At 64.9% G+C, this 19,156-nt stretch carries 19 protein-coding genes; 7 read left to right on the top strand and 12 right to left on the bottom strand.

The window, feature by feature from the left end; genetic code table 11:
• Positions 1–56: 56 nt before the first annotated feature.
• From MLGJGCBP_RS35795 to MLGJGCBP_RS35785, 3 genes are all read left to right on the top strand, one after another.
• Positions 57–1,454, top strand: coding sequence for a plasmid pRiA4b ORF-3 family protein (locus MLGJGCBP_RS35795; RefSeq protein ID WP_160101756.1), 1,398 nt, complete (start codon positions 57–59; stop codon positions 1,452–1,454).
• A 221-nt stretch (positions 1,455–1,675) separates the two neighbouring features.
• A complete protein-coding gene (locus MLGJGCBP_RS35790; protein ID WP_160101925.1) occupies positions 1,676–2,128 on the top strand; it encodes a hypothetical protein in 453 nt (150 codons plus the stop codon).
• Positions 2,129–2,165: 37 nt separating this feature from the next.
• Positions 2,166–2,354, top strand: coding sequence for a hypothetical protein (locus MLGJGCBP_RS35785; protein WP_160101754.1), 189 nt, complete (start codon positions 2,166–2,168; stop codon positions 2,352–2,354).
• 348 nt (positions 2,355–2,702) lie between these two features.
• Here MLGJGCBP_RS35785 and MLGJGCBP_RS35780 read toward each other — a convergent pair whose 3' ends face one another.
• The 3 genes from MLGJGCBP_RS35780 to MLGJGCBP_RS35770 all read right to left on the bottom strand — a co-directional run bounded on the left by MLGJGCBP_RS35780 (position 2,703) and on the right by MLGJGCBP_RS35770 (position 5,280).
• Positions 2,703–3,731: a hypothetical protein gene (locus MLGJGCBP_RS35780; RefSeq protein ID WP_236581561.1), complete on the bottom strand. Its 1,029-nt coding sequence runs from the start codon at positions 3,729–3,731 to the stop codon at positions 2,703–2,705.
• Positions 3,732–4,000: 269 nt separating this feature from the next.
• Positions 4,001–4,603 carry a hypothetical protein gene (locus MLGJGCBP_RS35775; protein ID WP_160101748.1) on the bottom strand — a complete coding sequence of 201 codons (603 nt, stop codon included), beginning with the start codon at positions 4,601–4,603 and terminating at the stop codon, positions 4,001–4,003.
• Between the two features lie 314 nt (positions 4,604–4,917).
• Complete coding sequence (locus MLGJGCBP_RS35770; protein ID WP_160101746.1) at positions 4,918–5,280, bottom strand: hypothetical protein; 363 nt, start codon at positions 5,278–5,280, stop codon at positions 4,918–4,920.
• A 752-nt stretch (positions 5,281–6,032) separates the two neighbouring features.
• Here MLGJGCBP_RS35770 and MLGJGCBP_RS35765 point away from each other — a divergent pair.
• Entirely contained in the window at positions 6,033–7,091 is a 1,059-nt protein-coding gene (locus MLGJGCBP_RS35765) for a DNA polymerase IV (protein WP_160101744.1), read from the top strand.
• A gap of 14 nt (positions 7,092–7,105) precedes the next feature.
• On the opposite strand, the gene MLGJGCBP_RS35760 is transcribed toward MLGJGCBP_RS35765, so the two are convergent.
• From MLGJGCBP_RS35760 to MLGJGCBP_RS35745, 4 genes are all read right to left on the bottom strand, one after another.
• Complete coding sequence (locus tag MLGJGCBP_RS35760; protein WP_236581560.1) at positions 7,106–8,410, bottom strand: DUF6884 domain-containing protein; 1,305 nt, start codon at positions 8,408–8,410, stop codon at positions 7,106–7,108.
• Positions 8,411–8,592: 182 nt separating this feature from the next.
• A complete protein-coding gene (locus tag MLGJGCBP_RS35755; protein ID WP_236581559.1) occupies positions 8,593–8,994 on the bottom strand; it encodes a hypothetical protein in 402 nt (133 codons plus the stop codon).
• Complete coding sequence (locus tag MLGJGCBP_RS35750) at positions 8,994–9,716, bottom strand: hypothetical protein (RefSeq protein ID WP_160101740.1); 723 nt, start codon at positions 9,714–9,716, stop codon at positions 8,994–8,996. The genes MLGJGCBP_RS35755 and MLGJGCBP_RS35750 overlap by 1 nt, the downstream gene beginning before the upstream one ends.
• Positions 9,716–10,033 carry a type VII secretion target gene (locus MLGJGCBP_RS35745; protein WP_160101738.1) on the bottom strand — a complete coding sequence of 106 codons (318 nt, stop codon included), beginning with the start codon at positions 10,031–10,033 and terminating at the stop codon, positions 9,716–9,718. Before MLGJGCBP_RS35745 ends, MLGJGCBP_RS35750 begins: the two co-directional genes overlap by 1 nt.
• A gap of 100 nt (positions 10,034–10,133) precedes the next feature.
• On the opposite strand from MLGJGCBP_RS35745, the gene MLGJGCBP_RS52285 reads away from it, so the two are divergent.
• Entirely contained in the window at positions 10,134–10,676 is a 543-nt protein-coding gene (locus MLGJGCBP_RS52285) for a hypothetical protein (RefSeq protein ID WP_236581557.1), read from the top strand.
• Positions 10,677–10,734: 58 nt separating this feature from the next.
• Here MLGJGCBP_RS52285 and MLGJGCBP_RS35735 read toward each other — a convergent pair whose 3' ends face one another.
• A complete protein-coding gene (locus tag MLGJGCBP_RS35735; RefSeq protein WP_160101736.1) occupies positions 10,735–11,733 on the bottom strand; it encodes an MBL fold metallo-hydrolase in 999 nt (332 codons plus the stop codon).
• 232 nt (positions 11,734–11,965) lie between these two features.
• Between MLGJGCBP_RS35735 and MLGJGCBP_RS35730 the strand changes: the two genes are divergently transcribed.
• On the top strand, positions 11,966–12,847 hold the full coding sequence (locus tag MLGJGCBP_RS35730) for a glycine-rich protein (RefSeq protein ID WP_236581556.1): 882 nt from the start codon (positions 11,966–11,968) through the stop codon (positions 12,845–12,847).
• A gap of 100 nt (positions 12,848–12,947) precedes the next feature.
• Here MLGJGCBP_RS35730 and MLGJGCBP_RS35725 read toward each other — a convergent pair whose 3' ends face one another.
• Positions 12,948–13,412, bottom strand: coding sequence for a CarD family transcriptional regulator (locus MLGJGCBP_RS35725; protein WP_236581555.1), 465 nt, complete (start codon positions 13,410–13,412; stop codon positions 12,948–12,950).
• 159 nt (positions 13,413–13,571) lie between these two features.
• On the opposite strand from MLGJGCBP_RS35725, the gene MLGJGCBP_RS35720 reads away from it, so the two are divergent.
• Positions 13,572–14,207 carry a TetR family transcriptional regulator gene (locus MLGJGCBP_RS35720; RefSeq protein ID WP_160101732.1) on the top strand — a complete coding sequence of 212 codons (636 nt, stop codon included), beginning with the start codon at positions 13,572–13,574 and terminating at the stop codon, positions 14,205–14,207.
• A gap of 35 nt (positions 14,208–14,242) precedes the next feature.
• Here the strand turns inward: MLGJGCBP_RS35720 and MLGJGCBP_RS35715 are convergent, their stop codons facing one another.
• The 3 genes from MLGJGCBP_RS35715 to MLGJGCBP_RS35705 all read right to left on the bottom strand — a co-directional run bounded on the left by MLGJGCBP_RS35715 (position 14,243) and on the right by MLGJGCBP_RS35705 (position 19,091).
• Complete coding sequence (locus tag MLGJGCBP_RS35715; RefSeq protein WP_160101730.1) at positions 14,243–14,653, bottom strand: secondary thiamine-phosphate synthase enzyme YjbQ; 411 nt, start codon at positions 14,651–14,653, stop codon at positions 14,243–14,245.
• A 349-nt stretch (positions 14,654–15,002) separates the two neighbouring features.
• Positions 15,003–15,206, bottom strand: coding sequence for a hypothetical protein (locus MLGJGCBP_RS35710; RefSeq protein WP_160101728.1), 204 nt, complete (start codon positions 15,204–15,206; stop codon positions 15,003–15,005).
• Positions 15,207–15,305: 99 nt separating this feature from the next.
• A complete protein-coding gene (locus MLGJGCBP_RS35705) occupies positions 15,306–19,091 on the bottom strand; it encodes an Ig-like domain-containing protein (protein ID WP_160101726.1) in 3,786 nt (1,261 codons plus the stop codon).
• Between the last annotated feature and the right edge of the window lie 65 nt (positions 19,092–19,156).

Raw genomic sequence — 19,156 nt, 5'->3', positions numbered from 1 at the left:
CACGCTATCGTCACCACTTGTGCCGGACACTTCTGCCTCCCGCTTACCATGACGCCATGACCGCTTCGGGTAAACGCCGACACCTGTCCGTCGTTCCTGACGTGCCGGTGATCGTTCGACCGTCCGAACGGCGGGGCCGCCGCCGCGTCGCGGGCTACCACCTGCGCATCGAACTCGACGACGTGTCGCCGCCGATCTGGCGCCAGTTCGTGGTGCCGTCGAACCTGCGGCTGCACGAACTGCACCCGATCGTGCAGACGATCATGGGCTGGCAGGACAGCCACCTGCATTCGTGGGTCGGCGGTGAGCCGCCCGCGTCGGAGCGTTACGACATGCGCGAGGGCATCGACGAGGGTTTCGCCGACGAGGACGACGAGTTGTGCGAAGACGCTGTGCGGCTCGATCAGGTTCTGGCCGAACCGGGGGAGCAGCTGTCCTATCTGTACGACTTCGGCGACGGCTGGGAGCACACGATCGTGCTCGAACGGATCGACGCCGAGAACTCGGAGCCGACCGTCACCTGCCTCGCCGGCGCCCGCGCGTGCCCGCCCGAGGATTGCGGCGGACCGGGCGGATACGACGACCTGCTGAAGGTCCTGGCGACGCCGTCGCACCCCGGTCATCACGACGCCGGAGCGTGGGTCGGGCCGGGCTTCGCACCCGAATCGTTCGGCGTCGACACCGTGAACCGTGGCCTGCGGCTCGAAGCCGTCATTCGTGACCACCCGCCGGTGTCGGATTCGAAGTTCGCCGCACTGCTGCGCCGGATCCCCCATCAAGCTGCCCCGCAAGTCTTTTCGCTTCTCGAGCGTGCCCACCTCACCGACCGGCTGGGCGACATCCACGAGACGCAGGAAGCGGCGACGTTTCACCTGCGGTGGTTCCTGAACCGCATCGGTCCCGACGGCATCACACTGACCCAGGCGGGCTACCTTCCACCGGCCGTGGTGGCGGAGATGCGACAGGAACTACCGGGCTTCGACGACTGGCCCGCCACCAGCAACCGCGAGTCGGATCAGCGGCCGGTCCACCTGCTCCGGGAATACGCCAAGACCCTCGGACTGGTGCGCAAGTACAAGGGCAAACTGATTCGCACCAAGCTCGGCTCCGCGACAGCGAGCGATGCGCGTCGGCTGTGGAGACACCTTCTCGACCGGCTGCCACTGGCGGACGAGCCCATCGAGCGGGAGGCCGGATACCTCGTGCTCCTCACCCTCGCCGCCGGCACCACGTCGGACGAACGACGGGACGTGATCGCCGAAGGACTCGCCGCCCTCGGCTGGCGGACGAGCGACGGGACCATCGTCGGCCGAGAGGAGCTCTTCTGGATCGCCCGCCCCACGATCTCGTTCCTCGAACTCACCGGCGCAATGGTCGAGGGCTGGGTCCAGCGCGACCAGCCGATGGACCCAGTCTGGGGTCGCCACTTCGCTCAGATGGTGCTGTCGATGTAGGTGGGCGATCGGCACGCATGAGCCGAACATGCAGCGGGACATCCGCATTCGACTCGCTCGGTGATTTCGGCTGCTCTCGCGGTGAGTCGGTTGCGTGAACGACACGAATCGGCGTTGAACGATTTCGCGCCACACGTGTCGCAACCTTCTGCTTTGATACGACACAGGGGGAGGCTCCCGAAGATCCCCGGTTCGGTCGCGAGCAAGGGAAGGTGAAGATGTTGGTCGATTCCACCGAGTTGCCCGAGGTTTCGTGGGCGGGGATGGTCGAGTGGTTGACAGGCTCGCTGGTCGATCAACCGGTCGCGCTCATCGTCGAGATCGGCCCGAACAGTTACGTCGGTGAAGACGACGACCAAGAAGTCGTCTGCGCGCAGATTCAGGTGCTGGCCGACGGTGTCTTGATGCTTCGTCGATCACGCGTCGAACTCGGGCACCTGCTACTTGCCGACTATTCCACCGAGAACCTGCCACTCGACATCTGGCAGTTCGACGACCACTTCGAAGACTGTACCGACGGCTATCTCTTCAGCCGCGACGTAAACCTGATCGCGAACACGTGTGTGGCCTGGTTCCGGGACAATTGGGGCACCCGCTCCACCAGTGAACTCGGATGCTCGTATCGGTTCCCCGACGAATTGCTACCGCCGACCGACGGCACCGATGTATTCTGAAACCTTCGCTTCGCGCGGAGTCACCATCGGAGGCGGTATGCCTACCCACCACCCCTCACGTACTTACCGCGGTTGCGCGCTCTGCTCTCCGCGCAAGCGTCGCGGCGTCGGTGTCGCAGCCCGCGAGACCATTCCGACACTTCGCAAGCTCGGCAAGTCACGCAGGCTCAACCGCCGCGACCTCGGTGATTACGCCGACGACCTGTGGGAACGCAACGAACGGTGACCGTGGCCCGGTCCGGGAACTCCGCAGATTCCGGGGTTCCTGGACGGATGGGTCGGGCACACTTGTCTCATGAGTACTCCGCCGCGTCGCCGGTTCCCTAGTGAATTATTCGGGTTCGCTTGGCTTTCGGTCTCTTGGACTGGCTGAGCGCACTGCACCGTCGGACCGATGCGAAGTTGGGCGCCGTCCGAAGATCGACTCAGTCGATCTCGGGGCGAGGCAGCGCTGGTGGGGCGAGGCCTGCCTGGTGAGTTCCAGGACATTCGGCAAATGTCCGAAATTGCTCGGGGCGTGGCCGCGACCACCACCGGACCGGACGATTCCACATCCAGGCGGCACCACTGTTGTTCAGCTCCCGAAGATCGTCCCCAGAGACCCCGTGGCGGGCGGGATCGGTGGGGTGGTGGTCGGAGGCTCGGTGTGCGTGGATGTATTGGAGACGACCGAGACGGTGTCGTATTGACTGGTGACGTAGGCGTCAGCGCTGTTGGGTGTGACTGCGATGAGTTGCCCGTTCTCGGTGATGGGAACTGTTGCGGTGACGGTCCGGGTGGCGGTGTCGAGGACGGTGACCGCGTTGGTGGGGGTGCTATGGGCGATGTAGGCGGTGTGTCCGTCGGGTGCGATGTCGATGCCGCCAGCGGCTTCCGCGACCGGAATGGTGGCGGTGACGGTGTGGGATGTGGCATCGATGATCGATACCTGTCCTGCGGTGAAGCCGTTGGTTTCGGTGACATACAGGGTGCGACCGTCGTCGGTGATGTCGACGGCGAGTGGGGACGCGAGCGTGGGGATCCTGCCGGTCAACGCGGCGGTGGCGATGTCGACGGTGGCGATCGAGTTGCTGGAGCTGTCCGTGACGTAGGCCGTCCGTCCGTCAGGGGAGACGGCAAGGAACATCGTCGTGCCACCCAATGCGAGCGTGTTGGTGACGGTGTCGATGATCGTGAGATGGCCGTCAAACTGGCTGGCGACGAGGACCTTCGCACCGTCCGGGGTGACGGTGACGCCGAGCGGGCCGTCGCCGACGGGGATGACCGCAGCAACGTTGTTCGTGGCGGTGTTGATGACGGAGACGGTGTCGTCGCCGTTGCTGCCGGCATACACGGTCCCGCCGTCGGGGGAGACAGACACGCCGACGGGGAAGTCTCCGACGGGGATGGTGCTGACCACCGATTTGGTGGTGGTGTCGATGACCGACAGTTGCCCAGCGCCCTCGTCGCCGTGTGTGACGTAGGCACGGGCGCCGTCTGGGGAGATCGCGATGCCTTCCGCCGTACCGGTGACCGGGATCGTCGCCGTGACCGCGTAGGTGTCGGTAGGAGCCGACGAGACTACGGGCGCACAGAGAACGGTCGCGGTGGCGGCGACCGTCATGCACGCGACCGTGTGTAAGAGCGATCGCGTAGCGCCGTGCCGAGTCACGTATCGATTCGCCGTCATGAGGCCCCTTGAGTGGCTCGCCCGTCCCATCGTCGGCGCGGATCCAGCGTGACGCTACTTTGTCGGCCCCACGCTGGATGCGGTGACACGCCGTCCGGGCATGGGCAGTCGAGAAGGGCGGTGTACCTGTGTCATTCACGCGATGCACATCCCACAATGGGTAGTGCACCTTCTCGTGGTGGTCGCCTGAGACGACAGGATCTTCAGGCTGGGTTGGGTTGTGACGCGAGGTCCGGAGTGAGGGACAGCGCCGCCTGTGCCAGCCACGGATTGTGGTAGCGGGCGTAGTTGCACGGTCCTGCTGCGGTAAGCCGGTTCACGAGGTCTCGCGCCGCGGCCCCCAGCGGGAGTTCAGTGAACTGGTCGAGGCTGATGTCGTAGTCAAACCAACTGACTGCGACGGCATCACCGCCGGCTGCTCGGTGGACCGGCGTCGCGAAGTCCAGGACGTCGTACTGGTCCTGCAACAATGCAACTGGGCGCCCGGCGGCCTGTTCCAGGATCGATTGCGTGACGAATACGGTGTCGCTGAGGAGCGATCCATCATTCGCCGCCAAACGACGCAGATAGCAGGTCTCAATAGCGCCGACGTTGACGGTGAACAGCCGACGCTCCTCTGCGGTCCTGTTTGTGGTAGGCAGGCAGCTGACAGCCCACCCTTCCTTTTGGGTCGCCGCGGCGTTCGGGATGGCGGTGTCGAGGTACCCGCGCAGTATCGCCAAGGCATCGTTGTGTTCACGAAGGGACTCGAGTTCGCGGAAGTTCTTCTCGGAGGCCGAAGGATATTGCTTACCGGTGGTGCGCACTGTGCTCCTGATGGTTCCATATGACAACGTCATTGATCGTGATGGCTGAAGCGCCCGGCGAGGTCGACGCGAGAGAATGGGTAGATCGCAGAGTCTGGACGGTGCTCACCGAGGTGTTCAGGAAATTAGGCGGGCGGTCTGCATCTCTGCCTGTCGCCAACCCCGAACGTACACCCGTCGGGCCGTTATTCCGACCGCACGACCTCGGTACCGCCGAGCTCGACCGCCCTCCGCGTCTGATGGCTTTGAAACACTGGCGTAGGTGGCTGAATCGAGACGACGAGTGTCGAGGGTAGGCGCGGGCGGATCCGGTATTAACCCATGTAGGACGTTGCGATTCCGTGCGACGCGTATCCGATCGCGCCTCCGATGACAGCGCCGATGATCGCGCCGGGAACAGCGCCGATGACGAAGAAGGGTAGCCCAGCGATTCCACCAATAACACCGCCGATCGCTGCGCCGACACCGGTTCGGAGCTCAACAGTGTCGCCGGGTGGCAGAGCTGCATCTGTTGCAGGTAGTGCGGACACGGTTGCAGCGGAACTGTCGGCGCTCTGCTCCGTCGACGTGAGCCCGTTGATGTGAGGCTGTGCAATGGCTGATGGTGTTGCTGAGGGCTGGAACAGCAGCAGTGTGGCCGCGAACAGTGCGAGTACGAGCGTGACCGGGGTCTTCATTGGATCTCCTCAGTGAATGTGTGCTACGTACTCTTATCAGATTCCGTTCATCGCTCGTTGATCGGCGAATGCTTCACCTCTTCAATGTCATTCATCCGGCATACAATCGCTGGCCTGCGCGTGGGGAGCGGTCGGCATTGGGGCGTCGACGTCGGATCCGGCGACGCTAATATGTTGCCGGGCGTAGAATTCCTAACGGGAGTATTGGGAACCTTCACTGCTGAGTGCACGTTAATGCATATCGGGGGTGCTGCGCGCCTGCGTCAATCTCGCGGCCATCTCTGGTGGTCGGTCAGTTGCGGGAAGCATTTGATTCCCGGGTATGTCAGCGGACCGGGGTTCGGGTTGGTGACGGTGGCACGGACGACTAGCCTGTCCGCATCGGGGGTGATGGTCGGTGCCAGGATCGGTTCCGCGGCAACCTGCGGGGTCCGTCCCGAGGACAAGTGCTCCGGTGAGGGCCGCGAGCAGGCTGACGGCACGTTTCGTGGTGTGCCGGCTCATGGTTACCACTTTCCTGTGGGGGTGGGGCAGCGTCGTCCGGTGTATTTGGTAAGTCCGATCCGCGGTTCGCTTTCTTGCTGCGACCGACGGGGCCGTTGACGGGTTTGCCGACCCAGGCGCCGGTGGTATCGAATCCGGGCATGTGTACGCTGCGGGCGGAAGGACCTTCATGGGCGCCATCCGGGCCGAAGGCGGCAACTCCGCAGATTCCGGGGTTCTCGGACGGATGGGTCGGGCACACTGGTCTCATGAGTACTCCGCCGCGTCGCCGGTGGGTGATGCATGTGGATCTCGACCAGTTCATCGCCGCGGTCGAGGTGCTGCGCCACCCTGAGCTGCGGGGACGTCCCGTCGTCGTGGGCGGTCGTGGGGATCCCACCGAGCGTGCAGTGGTGTCGACGGCGTCGTACGAGGCGCGGGAATTCGGTGTGGGGTCAGGGATGCCGATGCGGATCGCGGCACGAAAGATTCCCGACGCCGTGTTCCTGCCCGTCGACGCCGACGCGTACATGGAGGTATCGGGTGTCGTGATGGACACCCTGCGGAAGCTGGATGTCGTCGTCGAGGTGATGGGCTGGGACGAAGCGTTTGTCGGTGTCGAGACGGACGATCCGGAGGCCTTCGCGCGAACCATCCACGACGCCGTCCTCGAAGCGACCGGGCTGCACTGCTCGGTCGGCATCGGCGACAACAAGTTACGTGCCAAGATTGCGACGGACTTCGGCAAACCTCAGGGCATCTATCGGCTCACCGAGGAGAACTGGTTCGCCGTCATGGGGGAGCGCCCTACCGACGCGTTGTGGGGGATTGGCAAGAAGACCTCGAAAAAGCTTGCCGCGCTCGGCATCAACACCGTGCAGGAACTGGCCGACGCCTCGGATCAGGAATTGGCTGCGACCCTCGGTCCGAACATGGGTCCGTGGTACGCCAGGATCGGACGAGGAATCGACCTCTCCCCGGTGTCCGCGGAACCGTGGGTCGCGCGGTCGCACAGCCGGGAGACGACGTTTCAGCAGAACCTCGCCGGCCGGGAGGCCTTCACCGAGGAGATCCGACGCCTCGCCGCCCGGGTCCGGGAGGACATCCTTGCGGAGAACCGCAAGGCGGTGCGAGTGGCGTTGAAGGTGCGCTACGCCCCGTTCGACACCCACACGACAAGCAAGTCACTGCCCGAGCCGACGTTCGATCCGGACGTGATCGCCGATGCTGCAGCAGCATTGGTCGACCGGCTCGACCATGAGCGGGAAGTCCGGCTCCTCGGCGTGCGGTTGGAGATGACGCCACCGCCGTCCACACAAGGCGGATAGCATGAAGAGAGAGTTCACCGATGGTTGCGTCGGAGTTCTGTCAGTCTCTTGCGAATCGGAGTCGGATCCATTCCTTTTAGATTCAGCGGAGGGTCGATTTTCGTCAGCACGTCGTCCTCGAGCCTTCCGAGCGTGTCCGCATCGTCATATGGGACGGCCAGAACCTTGAGATGTTGCTTCATCCACGCTGTGAGTGCTTCTTCGTCGATGGTGGAATACCCGGTGGCGCTGGCGAGAATCGATCCGAGAGTCAGCCTGAAAGTGGAGAATTCGTGACGTCCGCCGAGGTGCATGCCTGTGATTCGCAACCACAGCGTGTTGGTTGAACGCTTCCCGCTCGGCCATCGGGTCGCTCCGGCCAGTCCTGCGTAGATCAGTCCACGTGCAATCGGGGCATCGAGCCCGGTTGCCAGGTCCGAAGCGCCTGAATCGTCGACCCACCAACTGTAGAGACCCGGGAGTCTCAAACCCTCGCTCCCGCGTTCGAGGAAGTCGGTCGCTGGAACTGCACGGGACTCATCGGTCAACATTGCGACAAATGAGTCGGCGGCTTCATGGACTCGCTCGCCGGTCGGAACGGTATCGGCGTCAGAATCGACTGTGTGATTTGAGGCGTACCACTGCAGTCGCGCGCCCATAGTCAGCCCCTCGAGTCGATTGACCACTGTGGCCCCTTTACCGATCAGGTGGTCTGCGATCGCACTGATGTAAGGAGCGCCGGCGTGAATCTCGACGACCTTGCCGTCGAGGGGCCCTGCCAGCAACTCGAGTCGCTCAACCGCCCATGCGCCCCAGGCTGCGCGATACGCGGCCGGGGTGTCAGGAAGGTAGCGCTCGTAGGGTGCGAGCCAGTCGTCCGGTGCTACCAGCCCATACTCGGCAGACAGAATGAACCATGGGACGCTGCGGCCCTCCGCATAGGCGCGTTGCTTCTTGAAAAGCTGCGAGATGTACAAGTCCTTGGCGGCTGCTGGGACGTCGAGCTTCGTCTTGACACACGTGACGAGAAGAAGGTCTGGCAGTTCCAAGTAGCTGTCGGGCTGAGTTGTGAGATTCGGCGTAATCGCGGACCGCCTGACGTCCTCGACGTGGTCTGCACGCACGCCGTCGTCGGTTGCGCGGACGAATGTGACTCTCGCACCCAGCTGAACGTTCGCGACTGAGAATCCAGCCGACTGCCACTCACGAACATGCGGGCGATCTCCCGACCACCACGCACGATGATTCGATGCCGACGGTGGAAGTTCACCGACCACACCCTCGAGTTCGTCCCATGTCAAGTGGATCGAGGTGCCGACCTCGCCTAGCTTCTCTGTCAAGCTGCTCCATTGCGCCACAGAAGCAGTATTCATCATGCCGTCGGCAGTGGACGCGCTCAGGCTTGTCTTCTCGCCCGGAATCGTCGTGGCCTGACGCCAGATTCCGCACCGGCGTCGAGGGAGATTGACGGCAGATGATCAGACTCGGTCGTGTGTGCATGCCTCTCGGCTCACCGATGAGGTCACCACTCGGAACGCAGAATCCCGCCTTGCTGATTCCAGTCCTCGTCGGGAGGATCGTCCGCATTGCCCGCCGACGCCACTCCTGTGTTCGGAGACCGAGTGGGATCGACAAGAGCGTTCATTCTCTCGCGTGCGTCTGCGGCAAGATGTTCGCGCTCCTCGTCCGACAGCGAATCGAGGTCGGCCAGCGCCGACGGGATCACCCTGTCGAGCGTGGAATTAAACGCCTCGGATCCTGCGAATTCGCGCACACTCAACGCTCCGGACAGGACTTCGGCCGCGAGGCGGCGGAACTCCGGATCGGGGGACTTCGCTGCGAGGACGGTCAACGACTGACTGAGGTGGCGCGACACCCCAAGGTCGCCCCGTGCCACGTCGAATGTGCGTTCTGGCTGATCCATCACGCCCCCGGATGGTCGTAGGAAGATTCGGGAAGTGTGGGCAGATCAATGAACTCGCTACTGGCGAGCGATCCAGTGATGCCACTCATCAGGGCCTGGACAACGGACCACGTTGTGGTCCAGTACTGGAGGACGTCACCCCATTTTTCGAGGATCATCAGAACCTGCAGTGTGGCCGCGCCCATCGCTGCGCCCGAACCGATGACGCCTACACCGGTGAGTGCCAGCGCCTCCGCGGCGGCAATCTCGATAAGAGCGATGATTGCCATGTCGGTTATGGCAGACAGAGCGTCCCCTACAGCCTTCGACAGCTCGTACATGGCCAGGGAGATTTGGTCGATTTGTTCTGCAATGGAGCGAAGCGGCGAGGCCTGGCTACCGACAGCGTCACCGAACTTCTGAAAGTACGTGCGTGCGTTATCGGCTGCGGTACCTCGCCACAGGTCGATGCCGCGGAGACTCTCGTGGACGGCCGCCGAGAAGCTGGCGTTATAGTTGGCCAGATTCTGAACGCTGTTTCCCGCGCGCTTCACACCGTCCCAGTCGCCGGAGAGCTGTTCTGCCGCCCAGTCCCAGGGATTGGACTTGATCACCGAGGTGCAGAACTGCTGGATGTAGAACGACGGACTCAGGAACGACAGCCCCACAGCGTTCTCGAGCATGTCGGGTACAGGGTCGGAGCCGTCAGGTTCGGTCAGTGCATCGACGGGATTGCTACTCATCACTTCTCACCGACATAGGTGCGATCGAGCTTTGCCGCGTAATCGTGGTCGGTTGTCCGGTACATGTTCGCGGTCGTTTCCAGCTCAGTCGCGGAGCGATCGGAGAGGCTCCCCAGCGTCGCATAGTTCTCGTCGAGTCGATTACGAACCTCCGCAATTGACTTCGTGACCTCGAAGAATGCTCGACCACTCGCGGTCGAAAGGCTCAACCACCTATCTAGGTAGGTCCGTGCCGGTGCAGTTTGCACCGACAGTTCTCTCAGACTGCGCGCGAGTCCGTCCAGATCGGCCGGATCGACCCATAACTCCTTAGACATTGTTCCCCCCGAACGATTCGTCGATGTGCGCCAGAATTACAACATACGATCCGTTCACTCCAGCCGGTCGGGGGAATCGGCCGGCTGCCATAATTCGCGCATGAACAAATCGGGGAGGGTTGACGTGCTGCTAGGGGTGAGGCCAGTCGACGCCGACATGGACGGGGCGGGCCCGTTGACCGCGAAGTGGGCTGACCACCTGCTTGAGTTGGAGCGACCCGTTCCGCAGGTGTGTGCCCGACATGGTGAGCCGGAGGTGGATCGTAGGGAGACGACGCTGTTGTCCAGCAAGAGGTCGCAGCCGCTGGCAGACTGGGATGTCGGGTCGGCGGGACGCTACACACTCTCCGTGGAGTGGCCCATGTGTGCGCACTGCATCGATCGCCAGAGGCGATGGAGCAAGGCGGCACTGGCGACCCTCATGGTGTTTGTCGTTGCGGTCGTCTTCCTCTTGATCGCTGCCCAATCGGCCGAGAGGAACGAAGCAGTGCTGTCTCTCACCTTTTTCGCCGCGTTCGGACTGTTGTTTGGTGCGGCCAAGCTCAACCAGCGTGCAACTCAGTTCACAGGCGCGACACTGAAGGTCGATGGGACCGCGGTCCTTGTGGCACAGGCGCATTTAGAGTTCGCGCGTCAGGTGTAGACAGTCCCCACCCACGTGAGCGGCAAAGCGTGCCCGAGGACGCTTTGCCGCTCACGTGTCAGCGGCGGGCGAAGACGGCGGGTTCGCTGTCGGGTACTTGGGCGACGAGGTCGCGGGCGACGAGGTGCCGAAGGTGAGCCGCGGCCTCGGACAGTGCCATGCCCTTGCCCATGGGGGAGATGTCGGCCCACGGCTTGTACCACTTCATTCGCTCGGCGACCTGCCACACGGTGATGCGGTCGTCACCGAAAGCCTTGTACAGGTGGTCGAGTCGCTCTTCGTGGTGTTGGATCAGTTCACCGGCACGGCCCGCGACGTCGTCGATGGGGATGCCGTGCGCGCCGAGACCCCGGGTGATGTTCATGGTCTGGACGCGGCGCAGCGAGTCCATGAACTCTGCGAGGGCGTCGCGTTCCTCGAGCGGATAGACGAAGTTGCCGACGTGCGGTGTCGTCTTCTGCAGTACGTGGTCGCCGGTGAACATCACGTCGGCGTCTTCCAGGTAGAAGCAGATGTGGCCGGGGGTGTGACCCGGGGTGTAGACGGCGCGCAGGCCGCGACCGGCGAGCGCGATGAGTTCGTCGTCGACGAGGACACGGTCGGGGGCCGAATCGGGACCGGTCGGCGGTTTCCCTGCTGCGGACTTCTCGAACGCCTCGAGGTCCGCCGGGGCGGCGCCGGCCCGCGTCATATTGGCCTTCTGGTACTCCAGCCACTCCGGGCCGTGCCCGGTCGACATGTGCTCGAACATTTCGTGGTCGGATTCGTGCATCGCGATCCACGCGCCGGACGCCTCCCGCACACGCCCGCACAGACCCGTGTGGTCCGGGTGGAAGTGGGTGAGGACGACGCCCTCCACATCTTTGACTGAGTGCCCGATGGCCTCGAGCCCAGAGGTGAGGCCGGCCCAGGCGTTGTCGTCGTCCCAGCCGGCGTCGACGAGGATCAGCCCGCCGGGGGATTCCATCGCGTACACGAGCGTGTGACCAAGGGGATTGTCGGTGATCGGGACCGGAATCTGGAAGATCCCATCACCGATGGGCGCAGCGTCGCTCATGTGCATACCTCGTTGCCTAGGTGAACAAATTAGTTCTACTTACCTTCATACTGACCTTTCGACGCGGATTGCGATACCGCGGGTCCCGATTAGCGGTACGGCACAGGCTGTGAACTGGGGTTTTCGGCGAAGTTGTCGGCTCGGAGGTCGGAAGACCCGCTGGAAGCGGGACGCTGTGGGATGCTCCACTCGGACCAGCTTTCACATGCTCGCGTTGCGACAGGAGACTGCTTTGACCACAAACCTCGTTCGATCACGCCGCCGGTGGTACACGACCGGAATGTGTGGACTCGCCGTAGTCGGCGCCTCGGGGATGATCGCGCCCAGCGTGGCGGTTGCCGCGCCGGCCGCCCTGCCTGCCGGCTGCGTGCAGGGTGCCGGCACCGAGGTGACCTGCACATTCACCTCGACCGGCAGTGCGCAGTCGTTCACCGTTCCCGAAGGCATTACCAGCTTGGCGGTGACGGCAACGGGCGGACGTGGTGGAAACGGTGGTCAGATCCTCGGCGGCGCCGCGGCAGTTGCAACCGGGCGGTTGACCGTCGCCGCAGGTGACGCGCTGTACATCCAGGTCGGCGGGAACGGCGGTGACGACACCGGGCTGGCCGGATACAACGGCGGCGGAGCCGGTGGCGCCGGTGCCGGTGGTGGAGGCGGGGCCTCCGACGTTCGCACCGGTTCGGGCGAGCTAGCGGATCGCCAGATCGTCGCGGCAGGCGGCGGCGGTGCGGGCGACACCTACATCGGTGGCGTAGGGAACCTGACCCCGACCGGCCCCGACGGCCAAGCGGGCGGCGGCGGAGGGGGCGGCGGCGGTGCGACCGGCGCCACTGGTGGTGTCGGAGGCAACGGGGGCAGCGACCCCCATGGTTCGCCGGGTGAAGCGGGCGTCGGTGGCGCCGCTGCAGGTGCGAGCGGTGGCGGTGGCGGCGGCTGGTTCGGTGGCGGAGGCGGCGCCGTTAACTACGGTGGCGGCGGTGGCGGCGGCGGATCGTCGTACGCACCCGGCGGGACCTTCGCCGCCGCTGCGGCAGACGCGGCACCCACTGTGATCATCACCTACGGGCAGGATTCAGGAACCGGGTCACTCGGGAACCTGTTCGGCAGCAGCTGATCTCGACTCCTGTATTGGAGACGTGGTAGATCGCAGCTGACTCAACGACATCGGCGGCAGCCCGGAACTCTCGTCCCGGCTGCCGCCGATTCTCGTGTCGTCAGACTGCAGCGACCGCCGCGGTGGAGTCGGCGGATTCGTAGATAGCTTCGATGCGGCGCCGAGTCTCGTCCGGGTCGGACTTCATTGCGAGGACGAGTTCGGAAATGACGAGCTGCATCGCATGCTCGAGCTGCCGCTTCTCGCCGGCCGACAGGGGCTTTTCCTGTGAACGAGTCATCAGATCGCGGATGACTTCGCTCACCGTGAAGATTCCGCCCACGGTCAGCTTTTCCTGATTGGCCTTGAACCGACGCGACCAGTTGGACGGGTCGTCGACAGTCGGCCCGCGCAAGATGTCGAAGACTCGACCGACTTCATCGTTGTTGATCGCGTTCCGAACGCCGATGGCCTCGGCTTTCGCGACCGGGATCTCGATGGACAGCCCGTTCTGAGCGACTTCGAATTGCACGTAATCAGTGGGTAGATCCTTGAACATCCGGGTCGTGAGCTTTGTGACCGTCACGGACCCATGGTGCGGGTACAGGAAAATATCACCGATATTGAGATTCATTGATTACCTACCCTTCGCGTACATTATGACACACGCTGCCATGTTGACAACGGATGCCTGGGTGTGAACGATCGACCCGTGGGGTTCTCCTACCGATAACAAAGGCCGTTGATGACCAGACTCGAAGTGTTCCCCGTGCCGTCTGACCTGCCCGTTGGCCCGTTGGGGCTACGGGAGCGGCGACGTGAACAGACGAACGTGGAGATCAGTGAGACCGCCCTCACACTGTTTGAGCGCAAGGGTGTCGAGGCCACAACCGTCGGGGAGATCGCGCAAGCAGCGGGCGTGTCTCAGCGCACGTTTTTCCGATACTTCGCCACCAAGGAAGAGGCCGCGCTCCGGGACCACTGGGCCTTCGAGGCGGTCGTGGCATCACGGCTCGACCAACTCGACTCGGCCCTCTCCCCGAGGCTCGCATTGGAGACGTCCTTCGCGGACGCATTGGTGACGTACGCGGACAGTTCGTCGACGCCCTGCCGGCGATTGCTGCGGGTGAACAGGCTCATCAAGAAGGAACCGGCTCTGCGTGCTGTGCTGGCGCGCGAGAGTGTGCGACGGACCTCGGTCCTGGTCGACGTAGTGTCGACGAGATTCGACTGCTCTGACCTGCAGATTCGACTGGCAGTCGATGTGTCGGTCGCCGTCCTCCGTGCGGCGTTGGAGACGTGGGTGGATCGATCCTCCACCGACGAGACAGCGAGCCTCCCCGAGATCTATTCCTCGGCAAGGGGACTCGCGCGCGCGTGATCGGACGTGTCCCGCCGGCGCTGACACAACCCGCCTCAACCCGCGAGGAAGCTGAATCGGACGTGCCGCACCGGGTTGTCGACATTGGTGTCGACGAGGCACACGGACTGCCAGGTGCCCGTCGCGAGGGCACCGTCGAAGACGGGCACGGACGCGTAGGGCGGAAGGAATGCCGGCAGCACGTGGTCGCGGCCGTGTCCGTGGCTGCCGTGGCGGTGCCGCCACCGGTCGTCGCGGGGAAGCAGTTCATCGATCGCACGCAGCAGGTCGTCGTCGCTCCCGGCTCCGGTCTCGATGACGACGAGTCCTGCCGTGGCGTGCGGCACCCAGACATGCAGCAGGCCATCGCCGGCGCCGGCTGAGGCGAGGAACTTCTCGATCTCACGGGTCAGGTCGTGCACCACCGGCTCAGCGCCGGTGCGAACCTCGATCTCGGTACTGAACATGGTTCCGACGTTAGCGCGCGGGTGTGTGACATTCGAGCGGAAAGTGTGCGGCGTCCGCAGACGTCACGGCGGTGTCAGTCGCTGGTCTGCGCCGGTGGCTGCATGGCTACCCGACTGCTGCGTCCGCTATGTGACCTAGTGCAGGCCAAAGCCCTCCCACCGCGCCGACCCGATCGGCGAGCCGGTTCGCTCCTCCCGCTGTCTGTCCGACCATCCGGCGACCCTGACCCGCAACGACATCCGCCACGCCCCCGACCTGCCCACCATCCCCCTCGCCGCCGCGTAGCCACAACGAAACAAGCCACGGTGACATCGAACGTAACGGTTCCCGGTCCTCCCACGTTCGTGCTCACATTGCAGGTGACCGGCGGGCGCTCCACCCCACAGCCGAACGGTCCCGCATTCGGTCGTGAGAGCGGGGCCGTGCGGCCTTGTCGCGTTGGTTGGCGGCCTCTCGTTCCGCCACCGCGTAGAAGTCCATCGAGCCGTCACCGATGAGGCCGAGAATCACGACCGCGGCCAGCACGGCTGCGGCGATGCTGAGCACCGTCATGCCGATCACCCACTTTCGGGTCGGGATGGTTTCGTGACTTCGTGTTTCACGAATTGGTCTGTAGTGCAACCGGGTCAACGATTGCGGCGGCCGCGGCGGTCAGGATGACATCGCTACTGACGCGGCGCCCGGTGCGCCGGTGACTGCATACACGGCGCCGTCGGCGTAGTCGGTGACGTACAGCGTTCCGCCGGTGTCCGGATCGACGAGCAGGAATCGGTAGGGGCCGTACTGCCCGGAGGACGAGCCGTCCGGGTCGGTCACGAAGGTCCCCAGGACGGCGTATGTCGAGGCGTCGACCACCGAGACGGTCCGGCCGTCCGCGCCGGAGACGTAGAGCAGATCGCCATCCGCGCTGATCGCCACGTCTTGTGCTCCCTCGGGCAGCCGGACCGTCGCGAGCTGGGTCCCGTAGGTGGTAGTGGACGGGTCGACGTCGATCACCGAGACGACCTCGTATCCGCCTGTCACGCGCCAGAGTCGTCCGCTGCTGTCGGTGATGAACTGTCCGTAGGAGTAGCCGCCGCTGGCGAGCTCCACCGTGGTGACGTGGTAGGTGGCATAGGCTCGGGTGCCGTCCGCGTTGACAGCGACACTGCTGGTGACATCGGTGAACTCGCTGCTCGAGCGGGTGAGGTCCCACACGGGTCCGACTCCCAGGGTGCTGACCGCTGTCATGGATTCGGTGTCGATCACGGTGACGGACGCGCCGCTCGTGCCGTACAGGCGACGGCCGTCCTCGCTGATGGCCAGATCGGTGAAGTATCCGAGGGGCTGGGAGGTGATCACGTCGTTCGTTGCGGGGTCGATGACCGACAGGGTGCCGTCCTCACCGCTGGCGTAGAGGCGGGTCCCGTCGGGGCTGACGATCAACTCCTGCGCCAGGGAATAGCCCTGGTAGTCGGGAGAGGTGGGCAGCCAGATCGTGTCGACGACGGTGTCGGTGGTCGTGTCGATCACCGAGATGGTGCCGGCCCATGGGCTGTTGACGTACACCCGGTCGATCGTCGGGGCGGCCGCGATGTTCGACGACGCCCAGTCGACCGCAATCGGCGCCCCGACGAGCGTGTTGGTGTCGCGGTCGACGACCTGCACGAAGCCGTCCTCGCTCACGACGTACAGCCGGTCGCCGACGAGAACCGCGCCGGTCGGGCTGCCTCCCGCCGGGATCGATGTCGAGTCGACGTCGAACACGCCCGCGGCAGGCGCCGGCGTGATCGGGACGGTGACGTTGACGTTGGTCACGTACTGGGCGTCTCTGACGGTGATGGTGAAACTGGCGGCGTCCGGTCCCTCCGACTGTCGGGCGAGGTCTCGGGCTGCGGCGGTCGGGGTGAAGACGAACGCCCCGTCCCCGGTGGCGACGACGGAACCGGACGGTGGTGCGGTGTAGGTGAAGGTCACGGGGTCGCCGTCGGGGTCGGGCGGGAGCGTGATCGCAACCGCGCCGTCGGACGTGCTGGGAGCGCCGACCGTCGATGCCGCGGATGGCGCGGAGTTGACCTGAGTGAGAGACACGGCCCGCACCCGCCCGTCGACGGCGTCGGTGACCAGCCACCGAGTGCCGTCGGCGCTCATGGCGATGCTGTGCGCGCCGGCCTCGGGGGACAAGTCGTCGATACCGACATTCGACACCACCTTGGCGGTCGCGGTGTCGATCACCCACAACCGATCCGAGTCGGTCACGACGTACGCAGCGCTGCCGTCGTAGCTGACACGCACGGCGGTCGGCCGCGACCCGACGGCGACGGTGCCGACGACCTTGTTGGTGGCGGTGTCGATGACCGAGACGGTGTTGCTGCTGCTGTTGGTCACGTACGCACGGGTGCCGGTGGGGTTGACGGCGACGGCGTTGGGTGTGGTGCCGACCCCGACGGTGGCGACGACCTTGTTGGTGGCGGCGTCGATGACCGAGACGGTGTTGCTGCTGCTGTTGGTGACGTACGCACGGGTGCCGGTGGGGTTGACGGCGACGGCGTTGGGTGTGGTGCCGACCCTGACGGTGGCGACGACCTTGTTGGTGGCGGTGTCGATCACCGACACGTTGCCGCTGCTGCTGTTGGTGACGTACGCACGGGTGCCGGTGGGGTTGACGGCGACGGCGTTGGGTGTGGTGCCGGTCGTGACGGTGGCGACGACCTTGTTGGTGGCGGTGTCGATCACCGACACGTTGCCGCTGCTGCTGTTGGTGACGTACACCCGGGTGCCGGCCGGGTTGGCCGCGACGCCGGTCGGCGAGGTGCCGACGGTCACCGAGCCGACGACGGCGTTGTTTGCGTCGAGCACGGAGACGCTCTTCGAACCCTGGTTCGCCACATAGGTTTTGGTGCCGGCGAACACCGCACCGGACGGGTTGGACCCGACGGTGGTGGACTGCACGACCTTCATCTGTGCCGCAGACACCGGCACCTGCACCGGCACGTCCACCCGGTTGCCGGACTGGACGTCGGTGACGGTGACGGTGAACGAGTCGTAATTGGCGCTCGGGTCCAGCGCGGCCGGGTTCAGCGCGGCCGCGGAGGCCGCCTGGCGCGCTACCTGGGTGGGGGTGTAGATGAAGTTGCCGGTGGCGTCGACGGTGACCGTTCCGCCGCTCGGCTGGGTGACCTCGTAACGAAGTTGGTTTCCGGACGCATTGATCGAGCCGCGCACCACACCGGTGCTGCGCTCGGGCACACCGACGATCGGCCCGGCAGTGGATGCAGAGTTCGTGACGGTGGAGGCGGTGCTCGCGACGGCGAACGATTCGATCGGCTCGCTGGTCGTGACCGGGGCGCCAGCCAGCGATCGGCTCGCGTCGGTGGTGACTACATTCTCCTGTCGACGGCACCATGCCGCGGCCAGCGCCCAGAACGTCGGCGACTCGATCGGTACCTGTGGGTCGTTCGACAGGAACGGACGTAGCCCGAGGGCTCCGAGCACCTTCGACACGACGCTGGATGCGATGTCCACCGCCGGGGCGGGGAGAGACGGTCCCAATGCCAGCGTCCCGACCTGCGGTGCATCGGCAGGGGTGTCGAATACCCCACGCGTCAGCGCTGTCGTCGCGTCGATCGCAGTGATTGCGGGAGCCGTCGCCGGTACTGCTGCCGGCGCGTCCGGGACGAGTCCGCGCACTGCCGGGGTCTCCGCCGCGGCGGCGAGGTCGAGAGCCGTGCCGGATCCGTCCATCACCGGGGTGGTCGACAGGTTCGACACATTGTCGTCGCCGGCAGTTGCGCGGTCGTCATCCTGTGAGGAGGTCGAGGACGCGGCCGAATCCGATCGCTCGCTGACTGCTCCTTCCGGAGGCCGGTCAGGCGGCGCGCTCGCGACACCGGACTCGTCGATCGTGGCTGGTGCCATGGCGGCAGAACTCGATCCGACCTGTGCGGACCCGTCTGCAGTCGCGGCCGAATCCGGCATACCACCGCCGTTCGCCGTCGACGAGCCGTCGGGTGTCGTAGGGTCGGGCGCCGTGGCGGTGTCGGGGGTCGTCGCGTCGGACCCGTTCATGTCGTCGCTCGTGGTGGACGTGGATTCGGTGCCCGCGGTGGATCGGGTATCGGTGCCGGAGGTGGAGGTCGATTCCGAATCCGTGCCGGATGTGGATTGCGAGTCCGTGGTCGAGTCGCCGGTCGTCGACGATCCGGATCTGCCGCTCGACGAGTCCGAATCGGTACCCGATGCGCCGGATGATGTCCTATCCGATGAAGTCCCATCGGTGGATCGGTCCGTGGAACCCCGGTCGGACGATGTCTGGTCGGACGAGTCGGAACTCGACGACGCGGACGAGTCGCCGACGGACGGTGCTGCCACCGCGATGCCGGCCGGCGCGACCGCAAGCCCTATGCCCACTGCTACCGCCAGTTCGCCGAGGTGCTTGAGGTGCTTGTCGTTGTTCATGGGTTACTCCTCCATGAGGACGCCTCGAACTGCAGTCCGGACACACCATCCGGGCGCTGGGCTGG

The sequence above is a fragment of the Rhodococcus sp. T7 genome, assembly GCF_009872365.1.
Taxonomy (GTDB): domain Bacteria; phylum Actinomycetota; class Actinomycetes; order Mycobacteriales; family Mycobacteriaceae; genus Rhodococcus_F.
The sequence above is the reverse complement of the archived record's forward strand: the minus strand, read 5'-3'. Positions and strand labels throughout refer to the sequence as shown.

Bases quoted from the DNA above. Each gene is read 5' to 3' on its own strand.
- MLGJGCBP_RS35715 (WP_160101730.1), bottom strand. From the start codon at position 14,653: ATGTTCAGTACCGAGATCGAGGTTCGCACCGGCGCTGAGCCGGTGGTG.
- MLGJGCBP_RS35765 (WP_160101744.1), top strand. From the start codon at position 6,033: ATGAGTACTCCGCCGCGTCGCCGGTGGGTGATGCATGTGGATCTCGAC.
- MLGJGCBP_RS35750 (WP_160101740.1), bottom strand. From the start codon at position 9,716: ATGAGTAGCAATCCCGTCGATGCACTGACCGAACCTGACGGCTCCGAC.
- MLGJGCBP_RS35745 (WP_160101738.1), bottom strand. From the start codon at position 10,033: ATGTCTAAGGAGTTATGGGTCGATCCGGCCGATCTGGACGGACTCGCG.
- MLGJGCBP_RS35785 (WP_160101754.1), top strand. From the start codon at position 2,166: ATGCCTACCCACCACCCCTCACGTACTTACCGCGGTTGCGCGCTCTGC.
- MLGJGCBP_RS52285 (WP_236581557.1), top strand. From the start codon at position 10,134: ATGAACAAATCGGGGAGGGTTGACGTGCTGCTAGGGGTGAGGCCAGTC.
- MLGJGCBP_RS35780 (WP_236581561.1), bottom strand. From the start codon at position 3,731: ATGACGGTCGCCGCCACCGCGACCGTTCTCTGTGCGCCCGTAGTCTCG.
- MLGJGCBP_RS35770 (WP_160101746.1), bottom strand. From the start codon at position 5,280: ATGAAGACCCCGGTCACGCTCGTACTCGCACTGTTCGCGGCCACACTG.
- MLGJGCBP_RS35720 (WP_160101732.1), top strand. From the start codon at position 13,572: ATGACCAGACTCGAAGTGTTCCCCGTGCCGTCTGACCTGCCCGTTGGC.
- MLGJGCBP_RS35710 (WP_160101728.1), bottom strand. From the start codon at position 15,206: ATGACGGTGCTCAGCATCGCCGCAGCCGTGCTGGCCGCGGTCGTGATT.
- MLGJGCBP_RS35735 (WP_160101736.1), bottom strand. From the start codon at position 11,733: ATGAGCGACGCTGCGCCCATCGGTGATGGGATCTTCCAGATTCCGGTC.
- MLGJGCBP_RS35705 (WP_160101726.1), bottom strand. From the start codon at position 19,091: ATGAACAACGACAAGCACCTCAAGCACCTCGGCGAACTGGCGGTAGCA.
- MLGJGCBP_RS35755 (WP_236581559.1), bottom strand. From the start codon at position 8,994: ATGGATCAGCCAGAACGCACATTCGACGTGGCACGGGGCGACCTTGGG.
- MLGJGCBP_RS35795 (WP_160101756.1), top strand. From the start codon at position 57: ATGACCGCTTCGGGTAAACGCCGACACCTGTCCGTCGTTCCTGACGTG.